Genomic DNA, 20,309 nt, shown 5'->3' on the forward strand with positions numbered 1-20,309 from the left:
TGCTATAATGGTGACAAGTGACTGGTTCGGATCTTTTTAGTTTGATGTATATTAATCGTCGTCAGTCTTATAAAATAGGAGGATTATTTTGAATAACAGAACAGAAAACAAACTATCCATTTTTGCCTTGGGCGGCGTAGGTGAAATTGGGAAAAATATGTACGCAGTACAATACGCTAACGATATTATTGTCATTGATTGCGGTTCCAAGTTTCCCGATGAAGAGCTGCTGGGCATCGATATTATCGTGCCGGACATTTCTTATTTAATCGAGAACAAGGACAAGGTCAGAGCGCTGCTTATTACGCACGGCCATGAAGACCACATCGGTGGATTACCTTATATTTTGAAGCAGCTTAGCCTGCCTGTCTACGCAAGTCGTCTGACAATGGGACTGATCGAAGGCAAGCTGAAGGAAGCTGGCCTGCTTGGCGCAACGGAAAGACATCTGATTCATGCGGAATCCGAGCTGAAATTCGGGACGCTAACTGCAAGCTTTTTCCGTACGAACCACAGTATTCCAGATTCCCTCGGTGTTGTACTGGATACGCCTGAAGGTGTCGTTGTACACACAGGCGACTTCAAGTTTGATCAGACGCCGGTTAATGATCACCATGCTGATCTTCACCGCATGGCTGAAATTGGCCGCAAGGGCGTGCTGGCGCTTCTATCGGAGAGTACAAATGCAGAGCGTCCGGGCTTTACGCCTTCGGAAAGAAACGTCGGAGCGAACTTCATAGACGCTTTCCGCAAAGCAGAGCGCCGTGTTATCGTATCGACGTTCGCATCGAACGTATACCGTTTGCAGCAAGTTATCGACGCGGGTGTCGCAACGAACCGCAAGCTGGCGATTATTGGCCGCAGCATGGTCAATATGATTACGATTGCTTCTGAGCTAGGCTATTTGAATATTCCAGACGGGATGCTTATTGAAACGAATGAAGTGAACCGTTATGCTGACAATCAGGTCGTCATTTTGTGCACGGGCAGCCAAGGCGAGCCGATGTCGGCGCTTACGCGCATGGCGCGTTCCAATCACCGCCAGATCGAAATTCTGGAGGGAGATACGGTCATCATTTCCGCAACGCCGATTCCAGGCAACGAGCGGAGCATTGGCCGTACTGTAGACGAGCTGTTCCGCCTTGGAGCGAACGTGATCTACGGTCAGGGCGCTGCTACAGGCATGCACGTATCTGGCCATGCCAGCCAAGAAGAGCTGAAGCTGATGCTTCACCTGATGGCTCCGAAATATTTTATTCCGATTCACGGCGAATACAGGATGCAGCTTCACCACAAGAAGCTTGCTGAAGCAGTAGGCGTTGCGAAGGAAAATATTTTCCTTGTCGATAACGGCGAGGTGGTCGAGATTGCGAATGGCCAAGCACGCAAAGCGGGCAAAGTTTCGTCAGGCAATACGTATATCGATGGCCTAGGTATTGGCGATGTCGGCAATATTGTATTGCGCGATCGCAAGCATTTGTCGCAGGACGGCATTCTCGTTGTCGTAGTAACGATCAGCAAGCAGGACAAAACGATTAAATCAGGTCCGGATATTATTTCGCGCGGTTTCGTCTATGTACGTGAATCGGAAGGTCTGCTCGACGAAGCAGGCCGCATCGTATCCCGCACCATTACTAAATCAATTAGCGATAATGTCAACCAATGGACGACGCTAAAATCTAATGTAAAAGACGCGCTCGGACGATTCTTATATGAGCAAACGAAAAGAAAGCCGATGATTCTTCCGATCATCATGGAAGTATAATCGGCGCCTAACCAGTCCACTTCACTTTGCTTAGTGAGCCGATCATTGAATAGATTCATGAATAAGAAGACCGTATAACCGGCCTGTTTCATCAGGCGGCTATACGGTCTTCTTTGCGTTCATTTTAGAGCTGCGGTCTTAATAACGTTCCAATACAAGCTGCGTTTTCAGTCCATCTGCCGGCACGAGCCAGCCGAGGTTGTTCAAGCTGTTAATGAGCGCGGTACGGTTCGTATTAGCGATGCTGTATTCATCTGTTTTGAAGGAAATTTCCACGATCGGCTCAATGCCTGTACCGGCAGCATTGCGGATTGGCCAAATTTCAACGTCTACCTCAAGGCCATTCCAAGTGCCTGTGTGCTTCGTTGTGAGGATAGGGCCGTATGCACGCGAGTTTTGCAGCTGCGTCTTGCCCCAATTGCTTGTCCCCCAGTTTTTCAGCTTGCCTGGCAGCTCGTCGAGCAGCATTTGGCGGGCGGCTGACTCGGATGGAAGTCCGAGCGCGCCGTTTAGCGATTGGCTTACCTTTTTATCGACGGACATGCTGAGCGTCTGCTTGCTGTAGCCCCAATCAATCTCCGCTTTGTAATTGTCATCCGAAATGTCAAAGCCTTCTGTGTTTGCAAGCGTCAGCGCCGCGTCAATATTGCCATTTTGCACAGCATAGCGTTTTTTGTATGTGAGCTCGTAGTTGTTTTTATCCTCTTTTTTGCGAAAACGTGCGTTCCAGCCTGCATCATCCAGACCAAGACTGTTGGTATCGAAATATTCCACATTGGTTTGTCTCGAAGTAGTCAGATTGAACTGGGAGGCAACAGCGGAACTCAGCGTCAAATTGCTGTTCAATACCTGCGTAGAATCCAGCAGCAGCTTGACCTCATAGGATGGGACCATATTCGCTTCCTGCTTTTTTGCCTGTACGGTGTCCGGTGCCTGGAATGCCGACAGCAGCAGCGTCGCACTCAAAACCATCGTTCCTGCTTTCGTTAACCAATGTTTCATTATCTCATCTCCTCTTCATAATGGACCTACAACCTTTACTTTAGGGAGCCATTGTTCGCGAGGAATCAAGCATGGAAACGGATTATGTTAATTTTTCCAATAATTAATGGATGGTGTCGGAGAATTTTTAAAGCTTCTATGGAGGGTATCAATAAATTGTTCGGTCAGCCGGGAGTCATAGCGATCCTTGTTATAGCAGCAATAAATCGAGCGCTGAAAACGGGTATTGGGGATTTTCCGCATAAGCAGCTGTCCCTTTCGAACCTCCTCCTGTACGGAAAGCTCCGAAATAAAAGCAATATGTCCGCCCTGCTGCACCGTCTGCTTGATGGCTTCAATCGAATCAAGCTCAATCGGCCCAATGAGGTCAATGCGGTGATTGTTCAGCCATCTTGTCGTCATTTCCCGCGTACTGGACTGCTCGCCATGAAGCACAAAATTGGCCGTAGCAATAAGACCCGGATTAAGCGTCTCATAAGCTGCGAGATGATGATTAGGAGCAAAAATAACGACCAGCTCATCTTCGCAAATGCTATGGGTGGACAAGGAGGGCTGCTCGAACGGCTCGGAGGAGATGAGGCCAAGATGGATGTCATGGCTCCACAGCTTTTCCTTAATAATAGGCGCTGGCTTCACCAGCACGGAAATTTCAATGCCCGGATGGTGTTTGGAAAAATTGCTCAGCACCTCCGGCAGCACATAGGTAGCCGGGACGTAGCTCGCTCCAATGGTCAGCTTTCCGCGGGCCAGGCTGCCATATTCCATAACGACGCGCTCGGCTTCCTGCGCCAGCTTATTGATGCGCACCGCATAATGAAGCAGCGCCTTGCCGGGTGCGGTCAGCAGCATTTTATCCGCCCGCGCCTCGAACAGCTTGACGCCCATTTCCTGCTCCAGGCTTTTCATATGATAGGTAATGGTCGGCTGCTTGAGATCCAGCTCGTGGGCAACAGGGGTAATTTTCTTATGCTTGTCGAGCAGCTCAATAATTTTCAGCTTCAATAAATTCACAGGCGGTTGCCTCCTACTATCGGATACTTATAAAAGTAGCATAGAAAAATTCGATGAATGTTAAAACAAATCCACTAAAAAGTTAATCTTTCATTTACACAGCTCAAATAAACAACGAATAGTCGGAGGCTATACTGAGGTCAAGCTTAAAGCCTAGCGGACAAGGAAGCCTCGGCTGCCTGCTCCGCCAGTCATTTAATAGACAGGCAGGTTAATGCATATGGGACATATCGTAATGAATCATTTGGAAAAGTCTTTCGGCGCTGTTCACGCGCTGCGGCCTTCCAACTTATCGATTGCCAAAGGCAGCTTTACGACGCTGCTCGGCCCGTCAGGCTGTGGCAAAACGACGCTGCTGCGAATGCTCGCAGGACTTGAAACGCCGGATGGCGGCGAGATTCATGTGAATGGAGAGTGCTACTATTCCAAAGTGAAGCGGATTAATAGGCCGGCTCATCAAAGGCAATTCGGAATGGTTTTTCAAGACTTTGCGCTTTGGCCGCATATGACGGTGTTTGAAAATGTCGCCTTCGGCCTCCGTGCTGCCGGCATGAAGGCTGGACTACAGGAAGCGGTGCTGGGCGCGCTCCAGACCGTCCGTCTTGGGGGCATGGAGAAGCGTTATCCTCATCAACTGTCGGGCGGACAGCAGCAGCGCGTCGCATTTGCGAGAGCGATCGTTATGAAGCCGCAGCTCGTGCTGTTCGACGAGCCGCTCAGCGCACTGGATGCGCTGCTGCGCGATGAGATGCGGGCGGAGCTGCTCCATCTGGTGAAGGAAGCTGGCGTGACGGCGCTTTACGTCACACATGACCAGACGGAGGCGATGAGCATGTCGGATGAGGTTGTCGTGCTGCAAGGCGGCGAAATTTTGCAGCAGGGGACGCCGGAGCAAATATACAGCGCCCCGGAGCATCCGTTCGTCGCCCGATTCATCGGCAAGTCGAATTGGCTGATGAAGGACAAGTGGATGCTGCGGCCGGAGCATGTGCGCTTTCGGGAGGCGGATGCGGAGGACCACCGCTTTGAGGCGGAGGTGCGGCATGCCAGCTACATGGGCGACCGCTATGAGGTAGAGCTTGAGATGCAGGAGAATCTGGGCATTTGGACGGCCTACTCTCCGTCGAGGCTGCTCGTTGGCGATAAGGTGCAGGTTTACGCCTCGCCGGAGCATGTGCATGAAGTGGTGTCCTAAACGAGTGGGTTACATGTTTTGACAAATAAAAAAATGAGAACAATCGGGAGGCCCTACCAATGAATTTAGCTAAAAAAGGCATGATGCTTGCTTTAACCGCATTTATGGGAGTCAGCTTGGCAGGCTGTGGAGCAGCAGCAAGCAATGGACAAGCAAGCAGTGAGGCGTCTGCGTCACCTTCGGCACCAGCCGCATCTGCAGCAGCAGAGCAGCAGCAGCAAACAGAGGTTAAACTGAGCGGCAGCGTAGTTATATACAGCGCAGGACCAGAAGGGCTTGCGAACAAAATTAAGGAAGGCTTTGAAGCGAAGACCGGCGTGAAGGTTGAAATGTTCCAAGGCACAACGGGCAAAATTCTGGCCCGCATGGAAGCGGAAAAATCGAATCCAGCGGTTGATGTGCTTGTACTGGCGTCGCTTCCAGCGATGCAAGGACTGAAAGAGGAAGGCATGCTGATGAGCTACCCGGAAGCGGCTAATGCGGACAAGCTAATTGCCGACTGGTCGGATAAAGACGGACAATATTTCAGCTACAGCGCCTCTGCCCTTGGCATTGTGTATAATACTAAGCTTGTACAGACGCCTCCAGCTTCATGGGCGGATCTGGCTAAGCCGGAGTGGAATGGCAAGGTCAACATTCCAGATCCATCCTTGTCTGGCTCCGCACTTGATTTTATTTCCGGCTATTTGAGCGCATCGGGCGATAGCGGCTGGTCGCTTTTCGAAAGCTACAAGCAAAACGGCGTAGCGATGGCAGGAGCGAATCAAGAGGCGCTTGATCCAGTCATTACAGGAGCGAAATCCGTTGTAGCTGCCGGCGTCGATTACATGGCGTACAAAGCGAAAGCGGCTGGCGAGCCGGTGGATATTGTTTATCCAAAAGAGGGCAGCGTCATTAGCCCGCGTCCGGCTGCTATTGTCGGCACGACCAAAAACGCCGACAATGCCAAAGCTTTTATCGATTATCTGCTTTCCGATGATGCTCAGCAAATGGTTACTGGCGCGTATTTGCTCCCAGGCCGCTCGGATGTGGAAGCGAAGGATCGCGCAAGTGTGGACGAAATTCCTACCTTCAACGTGAACTGGCAGTGGATGAACGAAAATAGCGACAGCGTAACGACGAAGTTTACCCAATTGTTTAAATAAAGCGAACACCAGCCGCCTGATATCTGCTGCCTTAAGGCATTAGGTATCGGGCGGTGCTGGCAATAAACAGGTAATAGACGGGTGGTCTGACGATGCAATCCTCTTTATTCAAAAACTATGTTTGGCTCGGCATGGGACTGGCGCTGGCGCTTCTCGGCATGCTGGTGCTCGCGCCGCTGCTGATTGTATTCGGCACGAGCTTATATACGGACCAGAAGCTCGATTTGCTTGCTCCGCTGCAAATCATTAGGCAAAGCGAGCTTAGCGAGGTGCTGTTCAATTCGATTTGGCTCGGACTATGCGTTATCGCGGCTACGACAGTGCTTGCTTTCCCGCTCGCTTGGATCATGGCGAAGACGCCGCTGCGCCGCCACAAGTGGCTGGATATCGTGCTGCTTATCCCCTTCATGACGCCGCCTTACATCGGGTCGATGGGCTGGATGCTGTTCATGCAGACGAATGGCTACATGCAGCAGTTCATTCCAGCCTCTAAGGCGATCACGCCTGCCTTCTTCAGTTTTGGCGGCATGGTGGCGATTATGAGCCTGCATTTATTTCCGTTTCTGTATTTGCTGCTGCGCAATGCGCTGCTGCAAATCGGCGGCAGCATGGAGGAAGCGGCGGCGGTGCATGGCGGCGGCTTCCTATACCGTTTGCGGCGCATCGTTCTGCCGCTGCTGCTGTCCAGCTACGTCATGGGCAGCCTGCTCATTTTTGTAAAAACGATTGCCGAATTTGGCACACCCGCCACCTTCGGGCGCAAAATCGGCTTTTACGTTATGACCTCGGAAATCCATAAATATATTTCCAGCTGGCCGATTGATTTTGGCAAGGCGACTTCACTTGCTTCGGTGCTGCTCGCGGCTTGTCTTGTGATGTGGTATATCCAAAGCACGATTAGCAGCCGCTATTCGTATCGCTTAGTCGGCGGCAAGGGCGCTATCAAGCAGACAGCAACGATGAGCCGCTGGGGCCGGATATTGTGCTCGCTGTACATTGGGGTGTTGCTCCTTGCCTCTATCGGTATTCCGTATTTTTCGATTATTACGGCATCGCTCTTGAAGCTGCGCGGCGTAGGCCTCGCATGGGACAATTTGACGCTCCAGCATTATGTGGAGCTGCTTACGCCAGGCTCTTCCAGTCTGGATGTGCTGCTTAACAGCTTCGGCCTGTCGATTGTCGCCTCCACGATTGCTGTCGTGCTGGGCACGTGGTTTGCCTTGACGGTGCAGCGCTCGCGTACGCCGGGGCAGAAGCTGGTCGATCTGTTCAGCTTGCTGCCGAATACGGTACCTGGCATCGTCATCGTTGTAGGATTGATATTGTTATGGAATGCGAAGTGGATGCCGATTCCGCTTTACAATACGTACGGCATGGTCGTGCTGACATATGTTATTTTGTTCCTGCCTTATACCGTGCAATATGTGAAAGCGAGCTACGGGCAAATCGACCCGATGCTGCTGCAGGCGGGACAAGTGTTTGGCGGACGCAGGCTTTATGTGCTGCGGCGGATTTTGCTGCCGCTGCTGCTGCCCGGCATGCTGGCGGGCTGGATGATGACGTTCACGATATCCAATCGGGAGCTGGTGGCTTCGCTGCTCGTCCTGCCGCCGTCGATGAAAACGTCGGCGACGTATATTTTTGCCCAGTTTGAGCAGGGAGAGGTGTCGATGGGGATGGCGATGGCTGTTATCTCGGTTGGCGTCACGACGGTGCTGCTGCTGGCGATGAATGTTTTTAGCTCACAACAGAAAGTGGAATAGCTGATGATGCAACTGACCATTTGGGGTGGAGCGGGCGAGCACGGCCGCTCCAGCTATTTGCTGCAATATAAAGACGAAGCGGTTTTGCTGGATTGCGGCGGGAAAAAAGAAAGCGGAGGACAATATCCGCTCATTAGTCCAGAGGTGATTCCGCAGCTTAAAGCGGTATTTTTATCGCATGCGCATGAGGATCATTCCATGGCGCTGCCGCTGCTGTATAAGCACGGCTATGAAGGTGAAGTATGGACGAGCCGCGTGACGGCGCAGCAGCTTCCGGGTTATTATCAGGCGTGGAGCCGTTATGCCCGCTCGCAGGCCGCCGAGCTCCCTTATGGGGATGAGCATATTGCGGCTATCCGCTATGCCTATTTGGAGGAGCGATCCATCGCAGATGAATGGAGCAGCGTGTTCCCCGGGCTGCGCATAAAATGGGGCCGCAGCGGGCATTTGCCAGGCGCCGTTTGGCTGGCGCTCGATTGGCATGGCAAGCTGGTTTATTTTTCAGGCGATTATACGGCTGAATCGGGTCTGCTTGCGACAGACGAACCGCTGCTGGGAGCGATTTGCGAGGGCGGCGATGAGGCGGATGCCGCCCGCCGCTCTATCTCTGAGACAGGGCGCATCGCCGATCTTGCGATCATCGATGCGGCTTACGGGGCGAACCCGGATTCGCAGGCGGTTCGGCTGGCGGAGCTGGAGCGGGCGACCGAGGAAGTGCTGCGGGCGCAGGGCTCGGTGCTGTATCCGGTGCCGACAAGCGGGAGAGGGCAGGAGCTGTTGGTATGGGCGAGCGAGCGTTTCCCCGAGGCGCAGCTTATTGTGGAGCGGGCGCTGATGGAGCCGCTCCACCAGCTGGCTGCGCTGCCGGAATGGCTGGGCGACGGAGCGCTGGCCCGTATGGAGGCGCTGCTGGCGAATGGCAGGCTTACGATTGTCGCCAATGAAGAGGAGCGGCTAAAGACGCTTGCTCGCAAGGGCAGCGCCCTGATTTTTACGAATGATGGCATGATGCAGTCCGAAGTTGCACGGTGGTATTATGAGCAGCTTTCGGGCGCCGCCCGCCATGCCGTATTGCTGACCGGACATCTTGCCGCAGGTTCTTATGGCGAAATGGCGCTGCGAAGCAGTGTTGGCAGCAGCGACAGCAGCGGGTGCCATGCCTCTGACTTCCCAATTCAGGTGCAGCATATCCGCTATAAGGTGCACCAAGGCTTGCCGGATGTCAGGCAGATGATGAAGCGGGTGCCTAGCCGCTCTGTCGTGCTGGCGCATGCCGTTAAGCCAAGAACCGATCAATTGCTTGAAGTGTTGGAGGAAGAGGGCTATAAGGGCGTGTATTCGCTGAGCCCGGGTGACCGGTTGATTTTTTAAATGAATAATGAAAAATGGAAAACAGCAGAGATTCACGGCGCCAAAATGTCGTAATGAATCGATGCTGTTTTTTTGCTGCCTGCTAAGGCTTTCATTCGTGTTGGAATTGGGGAATATTATTTACAAGTTAGATACAAGCTGGACATAGTCTTGAGATATTCGCTTTATATACTGTATTCATCAGGTAGGACGCAGCAGCGGCAAACAAGGAGGGACAGCAGCAACGTCCAGCTAGAGCGTCCAGTTATTGAAATTATAAAAAATAGAGATAAAACAAAAAAACGGAGTATTCAAAAGGAGATTATAAAAATGAAAAACAACATGAAAAAAGGAATCGTATCGCTGGTAGTTGTCGGAATGACGTTGACGGGCGCAGCGGGCGTATATGCTGGAGCGAGCCTCCAAAAAATCTCAGCATATTTGAACGGCAATATTAGTATTAAAGTCGATGGAGCTGCTTATACTCTCAAAGACGAGAACGGCCATAAGCTTTCGCCAATTATGTATCAGAATAAAATGTATTTGCCTGTCCGCTCGCTAGCGGGAGCACTTGATACACCGATTCAATATGATTCGAAAAATAATCAGGTGCTAATTGGCAAAGGGCAGCAAGCATCGGAGCAATATGTAGAGGTCAAATACAGCGATGCGCAAATCAAACTCATTAAGAAGGATTTTGCTGCATTTGATGGCTTTGAAACGGCATATGCGCCTAAGCAGATGGCAGCCGGAGATGCTTTTGTCAAATCGTTTGCCGGGGGCGACGGCGTTAGTGTGATTTTCAAGCATATGAACGTCAATGTATCTCCAAGAGACTACTCGGATGGTTATGAAAGCAAGGAGGTCGTGCTGTCGAACGGGGTAAAAGCGAAATGGTATACGCCGAGCGACCTGCCAATGCTGAGCTTCCAGCTCGATGACCGCACGATTACGATTAGCTCCCCAGATAAAGCGTTGACTGAAGCGCAAATGGAGAAAATCGCAGTTAGCGTAGCGAAGCTGTAAACTTAACCTAAGACGTAATTATCCCGTGTCACCTACAAATAAAAATAAACCACCTTTGTCGCTTCCATGCGGCAGAGGTGGTTTATTTTTATTGGCCCCCGGGAATTCGGCTTTCCGAAGGAGTCTTGACTTTTTAGCTAGGGCATTTTACAATAACATGATTCTAACTAACGTTCGTTAGGCAAAATCATTGCCGATTGAAAAGGGGAGATTGCGATGGCGGAAAAACAAGAGCGTGTGCCGCGAGCTACGGCAGAGCGTCTGAAGCAGGCGGCTCTGACGGTTTTCACGGAATATGGCTATGAAGGAACGTGCATGTCTGATATCGCCAAGGCGGTCCAGATTAAGACACCTTCTATATATGCTCATTTTGCGTCAAAGGAGCAGCTGTTTTTAGAGCTTTGCGCTGACGTGATGGCGGAAGAGGGCATGAAGTTTGATGCGCTTATCGGGCAGTCGCAAGGCAAGCCAGTTATCGAGCGGCTGCGCGAGGTGTATGATTTTTTCACGGATTTCCCGCATTTGACGGTCGGGCAGTGGTTTTTGAAACGAATGATGATGGTGCCGCCTAAACATTTGCAGCAGCAGTTCCGCGTTGATTTTTTGGCGCACGAGCAGCGGGTGGATGCTGTAGTTGGTGCGCTGCTCGTGGAGGGGCAGCAATCGGGCATTTTTTCTAAGCAGGAAGTGGATCATATGATTGCGGTTTTTTATACGCTGCTTGATGGCTTGCTGGTCGCCAACCAGATATATGAGCAGTCGGTGTTTGTTTCACGCAAGCAAGTCGTTTGGGAAATGCTAATGAAGAGCTGGACGACAGATTAAGCAAGGTGGATTTAACGGAGGGTACAGAGAGGGGTTTTTATGATGAAGGCTTGGCTTTATGTCATATTCGGGGGCATATTTGAGGTATTTTGGACCTTCGGTCTTAAATATTCGAAAGGATTTACAGACCCGCTAGTAAGCGTCATTACTGTTATTTTAATTGTTATTAGCTTTGTGCTGTTCGCCCGTTCGATGCAATTGCTGGAAATAGGCACAGCTTATGCGGTATTTACCGGAATTGGTACGGCTGGTACGGTCGTATTCGGCATTTTGGTATTAGGCGAGTCTGCGGATATTAAACGCCTGCTGCTGGTCGGTACGCTGATCATCGGCATTATCGGGCTTAAGCTCGTATCCAGTGAGAAGCCTAAGGAAGAGCAGGCGGCGAATGCAGAGGTCGAGCAGAGTGCGCAAGCGGCACAGGCAGCACCGGTCGTGCAGGGAAGGGGCGGAAAATAAGATGGCATGGATCTTTTTAATTATTTCCGGCCTTGGCGAGGTCGGCGGCGTAACATTCATGAAGCTGTCGGACGGCTTTAAACGATGGAGAGGAACGGTTGGAGCCATTATTTTCGGCTTCATCAGCTTCTACTTCCTGTCGCGGTCGCTTCAGGACATTCCAATCAGTACCGCTTACGGCATTTGGACGGGAATCGGCTCAGTCGGCAGCGTTATTCTGGGGATGATTTTTTTCAAAGAATCGCGCGACTGGCGTAAAATCTTCTTCGTCCTCATGATTATTGGAAGCGTCATTGGTCTCAAGCTGGTAGGTTAATAGTTGCGATATGGATAAAAGTAGACAATAAACCTAAAGAAGGAGGGCGAACCTGTGTCGCTCTTCTTTTCTTTTCGCCGTTTCCGATTTAAAATAATAGAATAGAGTATAGACATGGCGAGAGAGGCAGGCATAGTGCATGGAAGAGAAACGGCTGAAGAAATGGATTGAGATGACAGAACGAACGCTGCTTGAAGGAGTGAGGCTCCAAAGCATTAACCATGGCGAGCCCATTCAAGTGGATGTATTGCCGGAAGGCTGGGAGCTGCTTGGAGCGGGCAATTACGCTGGCGTATTCGTCCATCAGGATGCGCAGGATATAGCGGTGAAGGTGTATGCGCCGGGCAGAGAAGGCTGGGAAGCGGAGCGGGAAGTTTATCGCCGTTTGGGCGATCACCCTGCATATTCGACCTGCTACCATGCTTCCACAAGCAATGGGCTGGAATATTTGATGCTGCGCAGGCTTGAAGGGAAGACGCTGTATAAGTGTGTGCTTGAGGGTGTGATCATTGAGGACCGCATTATTGCGGAAATTGATGCCGCTTTGGATTACGCTCGGGAGCAGGGACTGTTTCCGCATGATGTTCATGGCAAAAATGTCATGGTATCCAGCGATGACCGCGGCCTTGTCGTAGACGTATCCGATTTTCTTAAAGAAGAGCCTTGCATGATGTGGGATGATTTGAAAAAAGCGTACAACCGGATTTATATGCCGTTTCTATCCAAGCATTCTATGCCCGTGCCTGAGTGGGTCATGAATGGTGTGCGCAAAGGCTATCGCTGGGTGCGTGCTTCCTCCAGATAGCTGTGCGCGGCCGGGCAGCCGCATAGATAATGCGTGCCCGGCCCGCGCCTGTGCTTAAGGTTCGGAGTCGAAAGCGTCCAGCTGTTGCTGAGCGGCTTCAACGTCCTTCTTAAGTACATGAAGCCGTTTCAAATTGCCTTCCAGTGTAATTTTTGCCTTGATGCCGCTTGCCTTCAAATGAGCCTCCAATCGGTCAATGATATCCGCCCTAGAACCGCTTTCGGTTCTGATGGCAACCCACCGCCGCCACAGCAGCCCCATCTTATGCACCTCCGAGTTCTGCACAGATTATCCGTTCAAGCTATATATATTCCGGGTCCTCCCGCTGCCATGACAGATTTATTCAAAGGGCTGGAGGATAAGCTCGCATTTGCCGGAAGCGGCATTATAAGCTTTCCAGAAATGACATGACATAGTATACTAGGTGGATATGTATAATCATGACATCGTCCCGGTACGACCAAATAGATGCTGAAGGTGAATGTATAATGGAAGGCATGAACGCTTTAAAGCCTAGATATGAACAAATGTATCTTATGCTGCGCGAAAAGATCCAAATCGGAGATTATACGGTCGGTGACCGCATCCCTTCGGAGAAGGAGCTGATGGAGGAATTTTCAGTCAGCCGAATTACCTCCAAGAAAGCACTGGATATGCTCGTTCAAGACGGCTATATTATGCGTCAGCCGGGCCGCGGCTCGTTCGTCATCGAGCATGCAATTCAGGAGCAGGGCGAAGCTCCGCCTGCGCAAGATCAGGCAGCTCAGGCAATTGCTTCTGTGCGCACACAGCAGATTGTATTAGGGCTCATCATGGAGGATTTCAGCGATAGCTACGGCAAGGAAATGCTGTCGGAGATGGAGCGGACGGCGCAGGCGCTCGGCGTTTATTTGATGCTGCGCATCTCTTTTTCCCAGCCAGATGTAGAAGAGAAGGCGATTCAGATGCTGCGCCAATACGGCGTAGATGGCCTGATCATATATCCGACGCGCGGTCAAAACTTCAGCCCGGAAATTTTAAAGCTGGTCATCGACAAATTCCCGCATGTGCTGGTAGACCGTTATTTGAAATGGACGGATACAACGGCCATCAGCTCAGACAACGTAGAAGCGGCGCGATTGGGTGTCCAGCATTTGTTTAACTACGGCCATCGCCATATTGGACTGCTTGCTTCGCGGGTGACGGACAATGTGGCCATTGAGGAACGGATTGAAGGGTTTGTGCAGGCGCATGCTGAAGGCGGCATTTTGCTGGATCGCTCGTCTTGGCTGACCGATATGAACTGGACGTCCAATGACAATTCCAGCAGTCACCTCATCGATAAATATGTGAAAATCATTCAGCAGATGCTGCGCGAGCATCCGCGGATTACCGCATTGTTTGCGATGGAATATGAGCTGGCGCTCATAGCGAAGGAAGCGGTAGAGAAGATGGGGCTGCAAATTCCGCAGCAAATTTCGATTATTTGCTTTGACAGCCCGCAGAGCACGTCGGCGCTGTATCCATTTACGCATTTGGAGCAGAATGAGAAAGAAATTGGCCGCCTCGCTGTCAATAATGTGCTGGAACTGATCCAGGGCGCTACGCTCCCTAGCAAAATATCGCTGCAAGTAAAGCTTGTCCAAGGCAAATCGACAGGGCCCGCCCCACAATAAGCAAGCGTGCTGCTGGGCGGTTTAAGCGTGCTTTGCATATTTTTTAAGCTCGCGTGAGAAACTGAATGCAAGTATAGAGATAAAGCCCTTCTGTCAATTGAGACAGCAAGGGCTTTGTGCTTATCTTTTATTATAATTTAAGGACATGAATAGGGGGTTTGCCTAGCAAACAATTAACATGCTATTTGTTTTTAAATAATATAACATAGTATATTGACATACCATGAAATATAGATTAATATCGGTACATAAACAACTTGAAAGCGCTTATATAGAAAGGGATGCTTGAAATGACTGAAGTAATGGAAACGCTGCCGACATCGGTGCAGTCGTTGATCCAGGAAGTAGAAGGGAAGCTCGGTTCGCGTACGAAGCTGGCCCGGATGTTTGCAAACTGTTTCTCCAATACGTTAACGACGACGTTGAAGCCTCAGCCTGACGGTGCTATTTTCGTCATTACGGGCGATATTCCAGCGATGTGGCTGCGAGATTCAGCAGCTCAGGTTCGTCCGTACTTAATTTTAGCGAATGAAGATGCAGAGATGGCACGTTTAATTGAAGGCGTTGTCAAACGGCAAATTCAACATATATTGCAGGACCCTTATGCTAATGCGTTTAATGAGCATGCCAATAGCAAGGGGCATCAAAACGATTTAACGGAAATGAGTCCTTGGCTATGGGAGCGCAAATATGAAATTGACTCGCTCTGCTATCCGATCCAGCTTGCTTATCTGCTGTGGAAGACAACGGGAACTACGGCGCATTTGGATGAGGCATTCAGTGAAGCATGCTTCAGCATTTTGCGGGTGTGGAGGACGGAGCAGAATCACGATGGGCAGTCGAGCTACCGTTTCCAAAGAACGGATTGTCCGCAGTCGGATACGCTGCTGAATGAAGGCAAAGGCACGCCAAGCGCAGTCACTGGCATGACCTGGTCAGGCTTCCGCCCAAGTGACGATGCTTGCGACTACGGCTATCTTATTCCATCGAACATGTTTGCTGTTGTTGTGCTGGATTATATGGCTGAAATTGCGGTGGAAGTGCTTGGCCATCAAGAGCTGGCGAAGCAAGCGGCTGCTCTCCGCCATGAAATTCAATCCGGCATTGAGCAGTATGCGACAGTCGAGCATGAGCAGTTCGGCAAAATTTTCGCTTACGAAACAGATGGCCTTGGCAGCTACAACCTGATGGATGATGCGAATGTGCCAAGCTTGCTGTCGTTGCCTTATCTCGGCTGCTGCAAGCTGGATGATCCGATCTATTTGAATACGAGACGCTTCGTTCTTAGCGAGGATAATCCTTATTACTTCGTAGGTACGGCGGCGCAAGGAATTGGCAGCCCTCATACTCCGGAAAACTATATTTGGCACATTTCACTGGCTATGCAAGCGCTGACTTCACAAGATGAGGCAGAGGTTGAGCGGCTGCTGAACGTGCTGGAGAGCACGGATGCCGGAACTGATTTTCTGCATGAAGGCTTTCATAAAGATGATCCTAGCGAGTATACGCGCGAATGGTTTTCTTGGGCCAATGCCTTGTTTAGCGAATTGATTTTGACGTATTGCGGCTTTAAGGTTCCATCGAGCATGAATGCTCGTTCAATATAGGAACAAATAATAAGCGTAACAGACGGACAATAAGGGGAGCGATCAAGATGGCAGGTAAAAAAACAATTCTGGCAGGTACGGTTGCAGCTTTAACTGTATTCACAGCAGCATGTTCGGGAAATGCAGGCACAAATGGCTCGGAGGGCGCAGAAGCAACTTCCGCAGCAGGAGCGACAAAGACAGTTAAAGTCGCTTATGGCAAATGGAATGAGACGGACAACTGGGGCAAGTGGCTGACTAGCGTGAAGGCGGATTTTGAAAAAGCCAATCCTGGCGTTACCGTTGAGCTGCAGCCAATTGAAGGCTCGCAATATGCAACTAAAATTCCACTGCTCATGATGGATGGGAAAACGGCGCCTGAGGTGCTTGCTGAAGATTCCTTCATGATTAATGCCGACAGCGAGGCCGGCTACCTTGAGCCGCTTGCTGTGGATTCATGGGAAGATTGGGGCAAATTCAACGAAGGTATTAAAGCGGCTGTAACAGCCACGGACAGCAAAGTGTATGGCGTACCTTTCTCCACTGACGTTCGCGGCTTGTATTACAACAAAGAGCTGTTCAAGAAAGCAGGACTGCCTGTGCCTTGGGAGCCTAAGAGCTGGGACGAAGTGCTGAGCGCTTCCCGCACGATTAAATCCAAGCTGCCAGACATTATTCCTTTCTGGATGAACTCTGGTAAAGCAGGCCAAGAAGCAACGACGATGCAAACGTTCGAAATGCTGCTTTATGGAACAGACGACACGCTTTATGAAGATGGCAAGTGGGTTACGCAAAGCCCGGGCATTTTGAGCTCGCTGAATTTCATTCACACCATCTACTCCGAGGGCATGGGGCCGAAAATGTCGCAAGTACTGACTGCACAAGCAGGTCAAGTACTGGAGACCGATCTGATGCCGAATCAGAAGGTCGCAATTGTCTTGAATGGCAACTGGTTGACAGGCAACTGGTCGGCAAGCGGCAGCAAGCCGTGGCCGGAAGCGCTTGATGTATATGGCTACGTGAAAATGCCGACAGAGAAAGGTCAAGAGCCTGGCTTCACTTCGATGTCTGGCGGCTGGACGCTTAGCGTTGGTGCGAAATCCACTGAAAAAGAGCTAGGCTTTGAATTTATTAAAATGGCAACTAATGAACAGCACAACAAAGAGTTCGCTATGCTGGACGGCGCTCTAACGCCTCGTACCGACGTTGCGGCTGATACTGAATACACGGGCCAGCCTGGTACGCTGTATGGCGTAGCTGCTGAATTTATTACGTACACACATGTTCGTCCTACTAATGCGAATTACCCGGCAGTATCGACTTCCATTCAAGAAATGGTTGAAAAAGTGGCATCGGGATCTCTTGCGCCTGAAGCTGCCATGAAAGAATATGCAAAAAGCGTAGAAAGAACAGTCGGCGCTGATAAAGTAGCGACGAAGTAGCACACAGCTGGGAAGCCGATTGTTGCTTAATGACAATCGGCTTGTCTTTTTCAAATTCAGTCAGGAGGATACCAGATGGAAGCGATAAACTCGCGATTTCCCAAAGCGAAAAGGAAAGGGAACGGCAGTGAACAGTGGAGAGCAGCGCTATTCTTATCGCCTAGCTGGCTGCTGCTTTTACTCTTTTTCTTCGTGCCGGCAGTATTAACTTTTTATTTCGCGTTTACGAATATGGCTTTGACAGGGGCCGCAGCAGCGAATCTGCAGTTTGTCGGGTTCCAAAACTTCACGAATATGTTTCAGGATGCGACATTCCGCACTTCTGTAGGCAACACCATCCTCTTCCTCATTTTCTCGGCCGTTATTGGCCAGCAAGTTATGGGCTTTCTTATTGCCTTTCTAATGAATGGTAGAAACCGCGTATTCCGCAGCGTAGTCGGCTCCATCGTCATCTCGGGCTGGGTCGCGCCAGAAGTGGTATGCGCATTTGTATGGTTTGCTTTTCTGAATGATACGGGAACGGCTAATGCATTCATTCAAGGCATAGGCTTTGAGCCTATTGCTTGGCTGTACACATTCCCGATGGTATCCGTTATTATTGCAAACGTATGGCATGGAACAGCCTTCTCGATGATGGTATTCCAGGCTGCACTAGGCGACGTGCCTAAAGAGGTTGAGGAAGCAGCCATGATTGATGGCGCTTCGGCTTGGCAGAGACTTATCCGTATTACCATTCCAATGATTAGCGGTTCTGTTGTAACGAATATGGTACTCGTAACGCTTCAAACATTAGGCTCCTTCACGCTTATTTATGCGTTGACAGGTGGCGGTCCGGGAAATGCAACGGAGACGCTGCCAATCTATATGTATCATCAGGCCTTCGTCAACTATCAGCTTGGCTACGGCACAGCTATTTCGCTTGTTCTGCTGTTGATCGGTATTGTTGCCAGTCTGTTGTATATGAAGCTTCTTAAAGTGAAGCTGTAAGCCATGCGCAAAGCTTGGATAATGGTTTATTAAAAGGAGGACGCGAAAATGAGCAGCAACGTACGCAAGCGCCCCAGAATGAATCGGTTTATGGTCGGCCGGGTGCTTCCTTATATTATTTTGAGTTTTATCGCTTTATTGTTCCTGCTTCCAATGCTGTGGCTCGTATTGGCTTCGTTCGATGGAGCAGCTACCCTTGCTTTGAAGGTGCCGGATGAGGTAACGCTAAGCAATTATACGTCTACACTAGCGAGCTCTGACAATCAGCGCTCTTTCGGCAATGGCTTGCTGCTGGCTCTTGGACAAGCACTGCTTGTTGTAGCGGCGGCAGGGCTAGCTTCTTATCCGCTGTCACGTTATCAGCTGCGGTATAAACGTCCGTTCATGTATGTGATCCTGTTCGCAACAGGCTTGCCGATTACGGCAGTTATGGTTCCGGTTTATCAATTTTTCCTGTACATGCAAATTCAGGATTCCTTGTTTTTCACCATTTTGTTCTTGGCCGCATCCGCGCTGCCATATTCCATCTGGATGATGAAAAACTTCATGGATTCCGTGCCTTTGGAGCTGGAGGAGGCTGCTTGGGTGGATGGCGCGTCCATTTGGACGACGCTTCGCCTAGTTGTTGCGCCACTGATGCTGCCAGGTATTTTCACAGTCGGTATTTTCGCCTTTGCCGGCAGCTGGGGGAACTTCCTCGTGCCATTCATTTTGCTGCAAAGCCCGCAGAAGCTTCCTGCTGCCGTTACCATCTACCAGTATTTTGGGCAAAATGGCATCGTGCAATATGGCAAGCTGGCTGCCTTCTCGATCATTTACACAATCCCTGCGGTCGCGCTTTATGTGTTCGGCCAACGCTTTATGTCCCAAGGCTTTAGCTTCGGCGGGGCGAATAAGGGTTAATTTTACGGAGTAATAGTTTTAAATGAAAAAGCGGCAAGCCCCACCATTTATTTGGATGGGCTTGCCGCTTTTTTTGGTAATCGTAACATTAGCGTTCGTGGCGTTTTTGTTTCATGTTTAAGATTTCGGACTCAGTAAGACCGGATGCTTTAGCAATAATATGCGCTTCAACTCCAAGAGCTATAAGCTCGGAAGCGATTTCGATTGCTTTTTTTCGCTCGCCACGGGCTTCCCCTTCTGCTAAAGCACCTTCAATCATGGAAGCCTCATCGTGCAAATACTTTTGCCTATCCTCATACAAGCGACGCGCTTCTGTATCCTGACTAAGAAACTCAAGTGTATTCATAGCTTTCTTTAATACAGGATCGTTCATGGTGAGCACCTCCCAATTGGATTTATTCGTACTCTTTAGAAACAGCAGCCAATTGACCAATCCTCCATTTTCAACAGGTACTGCGAGGTCATCTAGCTTAGGCAATTCTAAAAAATGCAGTTCTATATCATCGATTAGGGAAATGCCACTGCGATCTTCTCGAAGATGAAACACGTTATGATACTGTTCGTTAGGCAAAAATGAGTAATTAAGAATATTGATTGTGACACATTTTTTGAGCAACTTATAAGATTGACCTTCTTGCAATTGTCCATTGTAGAGCTTACTCCAATAAAAAAGAGTGCGCTTCTCAGTGTCATATTTATTGAACAGTTGCATTTCAACATTAATAAGTTCACCTTCGGCAGTTTTGCCCCGAATATCTAAGATCGATTGTTTGTCTCGTGGAGCATCTTTTTCTGTATAGGGATTGAGAAGAGTAATTTCCGTTAATGGTGGCTTTCCTGCTTCTGTAAAGGTCCGGTTGAGGAAGGCAAGCAATACATCCCGGTTCTCTTCGCTACCAAAAATGCGTTTAAACAAGAAGTCATTTCGAGGATTAAGCAATTCCGCCATCAATAATCAACTCCGTTCGATACGTTAATATCTATTATATCACGTTGCGACAGGCTAGAGACATTATCGTCCCTTCAATCACAGGAATAGGTTGACCCACCCGTCTTTTGTTGTTACTATTTTGT

At 49.9% G+C, this 20,309-nt stretch carries 19 protein-coding genes; 15 read left to right on the forward strand and 4 right to left on the reverse strand.

Features of this window, described 5'->3' with window-relative positions:
• The first annotated feature begins 88 nt into the window (after positions 1 to 88).
• On the forward strand, positions 89 to 1,765 hold the full coding sequence (locus tag ASF12_RS16525) for a ribonuclease J (RefSeq protein ID WP_046231290.1): 1,677 nt from the start codon (positions 89 to 91) through the stop codon (positions 1,763 to 1,765).
• Between the two features lie 138 nt (positions 1,766 to 1,903).
• Here the strand turns inward: ASF12_RS16525 and ASF12_RS16530 are convergent, their stop codons facing one another.
• A complete protein-coding gene (locus ASF12_RS16530) occupies positions 1,904 to 2,767 on the reverse strand; it encodes a hypothetical protein (RefSeq protein WP_056036695.1) in 864 nt (287 codons plus the stop codon).
• An 87-nt stretch (positions 2,768 to 2,854) separates the two neighbouring features.
• Positions 2,855 to 3,778 carry a LysR substrate-binding domain-containing protein gene (locus ASF12_RS16535; protein WP_056036697.1) on the reverse strand — a complete coding sequence of 308 codons (924 nt, stop codon included), beginning with the start codon at positions 3,776 to 3,778 and terminating at the stop codon, positions 2,855 to 2,857.
• Positions 3,779 to 3,998: 220 nt separating this feature from the next.
• Between ASF12_RS16535 and ASF12_RS16540 the strand changes: the two genes are divergently transcribed.
• The 9 genes from ASF12_RS16540 (at position 3,999) to ASF12_RS16580 (ending at position 12,662) form a co-directional block, all read left to right on the forward strand.
• Positions 3,999 to 4,973, forward strand: coding sequence for an ABC transporter ATP-binding protein (locus ASF12_RS16540; protein WP_056036699.1), 975 nt, complete (start codon positions 3,999 to 4,001; stop codon positions 4,971 to 4,973).
• A 59-nt stretch (positions 4,974 to 5,032) separates the two neighbouring features.
• Positions 5,033 to 6,118 carry an ABC transporter substrate-binding protein gene (locus ASF12_RS16545; protein ID WP_056036701.1) on the forward strand — a complete coding sequence of 362 codons (1,086 nt, stop codon included), beginning with the start codon at positions 5,033 to 5,035 and terminating at the stop codon, positions 6,116 to 6,118.
• 92 nt (positions 6,119 to 6,210) lie between these two features.
• Positions 6,211 to 7,881 carry an ABC transporter permease gene (locus tag ASF12_RS16550; RefSeq protein ID WP_056036703.1) on the forward strand — a complete coding sequence of 557 codons (1,671 nt, stop codon included), beginning with the start codon at positions 6,211 to 6,213 and terminating at the stop codon, positions 7,879 to 7,881.
• Between the two features lie 3 nt (positions 7,882 to 7,884).
• The gene (locus tag ASF12_RS36170) at positions 7,885 to 9,252 is read left to right on the forward strand and encodes an MBL fold metallo-hydrolase (protein WP_056036705.1); all 1,368 of its coding nucleotides are present in this window, start codon (positions 7,885 to 7,887) and stop codon (positions 9,250 to 9,252) included.
• 309 nt (positions 9,253 to 9,561) lie between these two features.
• Positions 9,562 to 10,257: a stalk domain-containing protein gene (locus tag ASF12_RS16560; protein WP_056036707.1), complete on the forward strand. Its 696-nt coding sequence runs from the start codon at positions 9,562 to 9,564 to the stop codon at positions 10,255 to 10,257.
• Positions 10,258 to 10,473: 216 nt separating this feature from the next.
• Complete coding sequence (locus tag ASF12_RS16565; RefSeq protein ID WP_056036709.1) at positions 10,474 to 11,082, forward strand: TetR/AcrR family transcriptional regulator; 609 nt, start codon at positions 10,474 to 10,476, stop codon at positions 11,080 to 11,082.
• A gap of 39 nt (positions 11,083 to 11,121) precedes the next feature.
• Positions 11,122 to 11,541: a DMT family transporter gene (locus ASF12_RS16570; protein ID WP_081418852.1), complete on the forward strand. Its 420-nt coding sequence runs from the start codon at positions 11,122 to 11,124 to the stop codon at positions 11,539 to 11,541.
• Between the two features lies 1 nt (position 11,542).
• The gene (locus tag ASF12_RS16575) at positions 11,543 to 11,857 is read left to right on the forward strand and encodes a DMT family transporter (protein WP_056036712.1); all 315 of its coding nucleotides are present in this window, start codon (positions 11,543 to 11,545) and stop codon (positions 11,855 to 11,857) included.
• Between the two features lie 139 nt (positions 11,858 to 11,996).
• The gene (locus ASF12_RS16580; RefSeq protein ID WP_081418853.1) at positions 11,997 to 12,662 is read left to right on the forward strand and encodes a serine/threonine protein kinase; all 666 of its coding nucleotides are present in this window, start codon (positions 11,997 to 11,999) and stop codon (positions 12,660 to 12,662) included.
• A gap of 54 nt (positions 12,663 to 12,716) precedes the next feature.
• On the opposite strand, the gene ASF12_RS16585 is transcribed toward ASF12_RS16580, so the two are convergent.
• Positions 12,717 to 12,923: a hypothetical protein gene (locus tag ASF12_RS16585; protein ID WP_056036713.1), complete on the reverse strand. Its 207-nt coding sequence runs from the start codon at positions 12,921 to 12,923 to the stop codon at positions 12,717 to 12,719.
• Between the two features lie 227 nt (positions 12,924 to 13,150).
• Here ASF12_RS16585 and ASF12_RS16590 point away from each other — a divergent pair, with 227 nt between their 5' ends.
• From ASF12_RS16590 to ASF12_RS16610, 5 genes are all read left to right on the forward strand, one after another.
• Positions 13,151 to 14,317, forward strand: a complete 1,167-nt coding sequence (locus ASF12_RS16590; RefSeq protein ID WP_056036716.1) for a GntR family transcriptional regulator — start codon at positions 13,151 to 13,153, stop codon at positions 14,315 to 14,317.
• A 290-nt stretch (positions 14,318 to 14,607) separates the two neighbouring features.
• Entirely contained in the window at positions 14,608 to 15,924 is a 1,317-nt protein-coding gene (locus ASF12_RS16595) for a glycoside hydrolase family 125 protein (RefSeq protein WP_056036718.1), read from the forward strand.
• Between the two features lie 47 nt (positions 15,925 to 15,971).
• The gene (locus ASF12_RS16600) at positions 15,972 to 17,345 is read left to right on the forward strand and encodes an extracellular solute-binding protein (RefSeq protein ID WP_056036720.1); all 1,374 of its coding nucleotides are present in this window, start codon (positions 15,972 to 15,974) and stop codon (positions 17,343 to 17,345) included.
• Between the two features lie 75 nt (positions 17,346 to 17,420).
• Positions 17,421 to 18,332 carry a carbohydrate ABC transporter permease gene (locus tag ASF12_RS16605; protein WP_056036722.1) on the forward strand — a complete coding sequence of 304 codons (912 nt, stop codon included), beginning with the start codon at positions 17,421 to 17,423 and terminating at the stop codon, positions 18,330 to 18,332.
• Positions 18,333 to 18,380: 48 nt separating this feature from the next.
• Positions 18,381 to 19,235 (forward strand): carbohydrate ABC transporter permease, encoded by an 855-nt coding sequence (locus ASF12_RS16610; RefSeq protein ID WP_414811837.1) that lies wholly within the window; start codon positions 18,381 to 18,383, stop codon positions 19,233 to 19,235.
• Positions 19,236 to 19,323: 88 nt separating this feature from the next.
• Here ASF12_RS16610 and ASF12_RS16615 read toward each other — a convergent pair whose 3' ends face one another.
• Complete coding sequence (locus ASF12_RS16615) at positions 19,324 to 20,184, reverse strand: Rpn family recombination-promoting nuclease/putative transposase (protein ID WP_056036724.1); 861 nt, start codon at positions 20,182 to 20,184, stop codon at positions 19,324 to 19,326.
• Between the last annotated feature and the right edge of the window lie 125 nt (positions 20,185 to 20,309).

The sequence above is a fragment of the Paenibacillus sp. Leaf72 genome (genome assembly GCF_001422685.1).
Taxonomy (GTDB): domain Bacteria; phylum Bacillota; class Bacilli; order Paenibacillales; family Paenibacillaceae; genus Pristimantibacillus.

Coding starts and splice junctions, on each gene's coding strand:
- ASF12_RS16610 (WP_414811837.1), top strand. CDS start 18,381: ATGAGCAGCAACGTACGCAAGCGCCCCAGAATGAATCGGTTTATGGTC.
- ASF12_RS16605 (WP_056036722.1), top strand. CDS start 17,421: ATGGAAGCGATAAACTCGCGATTTCCCAAAGCGAAAAGGAAAGGGAAC.
- ASF12_RS16595 (WP_056036718.1), top strand. CDS start 14,608: ATGACTGAAGTAATGGAAACGCTGCCGACATCGGTGCAGTCGTTGATC.
- ASF12_RS16530 (WP_056036695.1), bottom strand. CDS start 2,767: ATGAAACATTGGTTAACGAAAGCAGGAACGATGGTTTTGAGTGCGACG.
- ASF12_RS16615 (WP_056036724.1), bottom strand. CDS start 20,184: ATGGCGGAATTGCTTAATCCTCGAAATGACTTCTTGTTTAAACGCATT.
- ASF12_RS16565 (WP_056036709.1), top strand. CDS start 10,474: ATGGCGGAAAAACAAGAGCGTGTGCCGCGAGCTACGGCAGAGCGTCTG.
- ASF12_RS16590 (WP_056036716.1), top strand. CDS start 13,151: ATGGAAGGCATGAACGCTTTAAAGCCTAGATATGAACAAATGTATCTT.
- ASF12_RS16600 (WP_056036720.1), top strand. CDS start 15,972: ATGGCAGGTAAAAAAACAATTCTGGCAGGTACGGTTGCAGCTTTAACT.
- ASF12_RS16550 (WP_056036703.1), top strand. CDS start 6,211: ATGCAATCCTCTTTATTCAAAAACTATGTTTGGCTCGGCATGGGACTG.
- ASF12_RS16575 (WP_056036712.1), top strand. CDS start 11,543: ATGGCATGGATCTTTTTAATTATTTCCGGCCTTGGCGAGGTCGGCGGC.
- ASF12_RS16580 (WP_081418853.1), top strand. CDS start 11,997: ATGGAAGAGAAACGGCTGAAGAAATGGATTGAGATGACAGAACGAACG.
- ASF12_RS16545 (WP_056036701.1), top strand. CDS start 5,033: ATGAATTTAGCTAAAAAAGGCATGATGCTTGCTTTAACCGCATTTATG.
- ASF12_RS16585 (WP_056036713.1), bottom strand. CDS start 12,923: ATGGGGCTGCTGTGGCGGCGGTGGGTTGCCATCAGAACCGAAAGCGGT.
- ASF12_RS16560 (WP_056036707.1), top strand. CDS start 9,562: ATGAAAAACAACATGAAAAAAGGAATCGTATCGCTGGTAGTTGTCGGA.
- ASF12_RS16540 (WP_056036699.1), top strand. CDS start 3,999: ATGGGACATATCGTAATGAATCATTTGGAAAAGTCTTTCGGCGCTGTT.
- ASF12_RS36170 (WP_056036705.1), top strand. CDS start 7,885: ATGATGCAACTGACCATTTGGGGTGGAGCGGGCGAGCACGGCCGCTCC.
- ASF12_RS16570 (WP_081418852.1), top strand. CDS start 11,122: ATGATGAAGGCTTGGCTTTATGTCATATTCGGGGGCATATTTGAGGTA.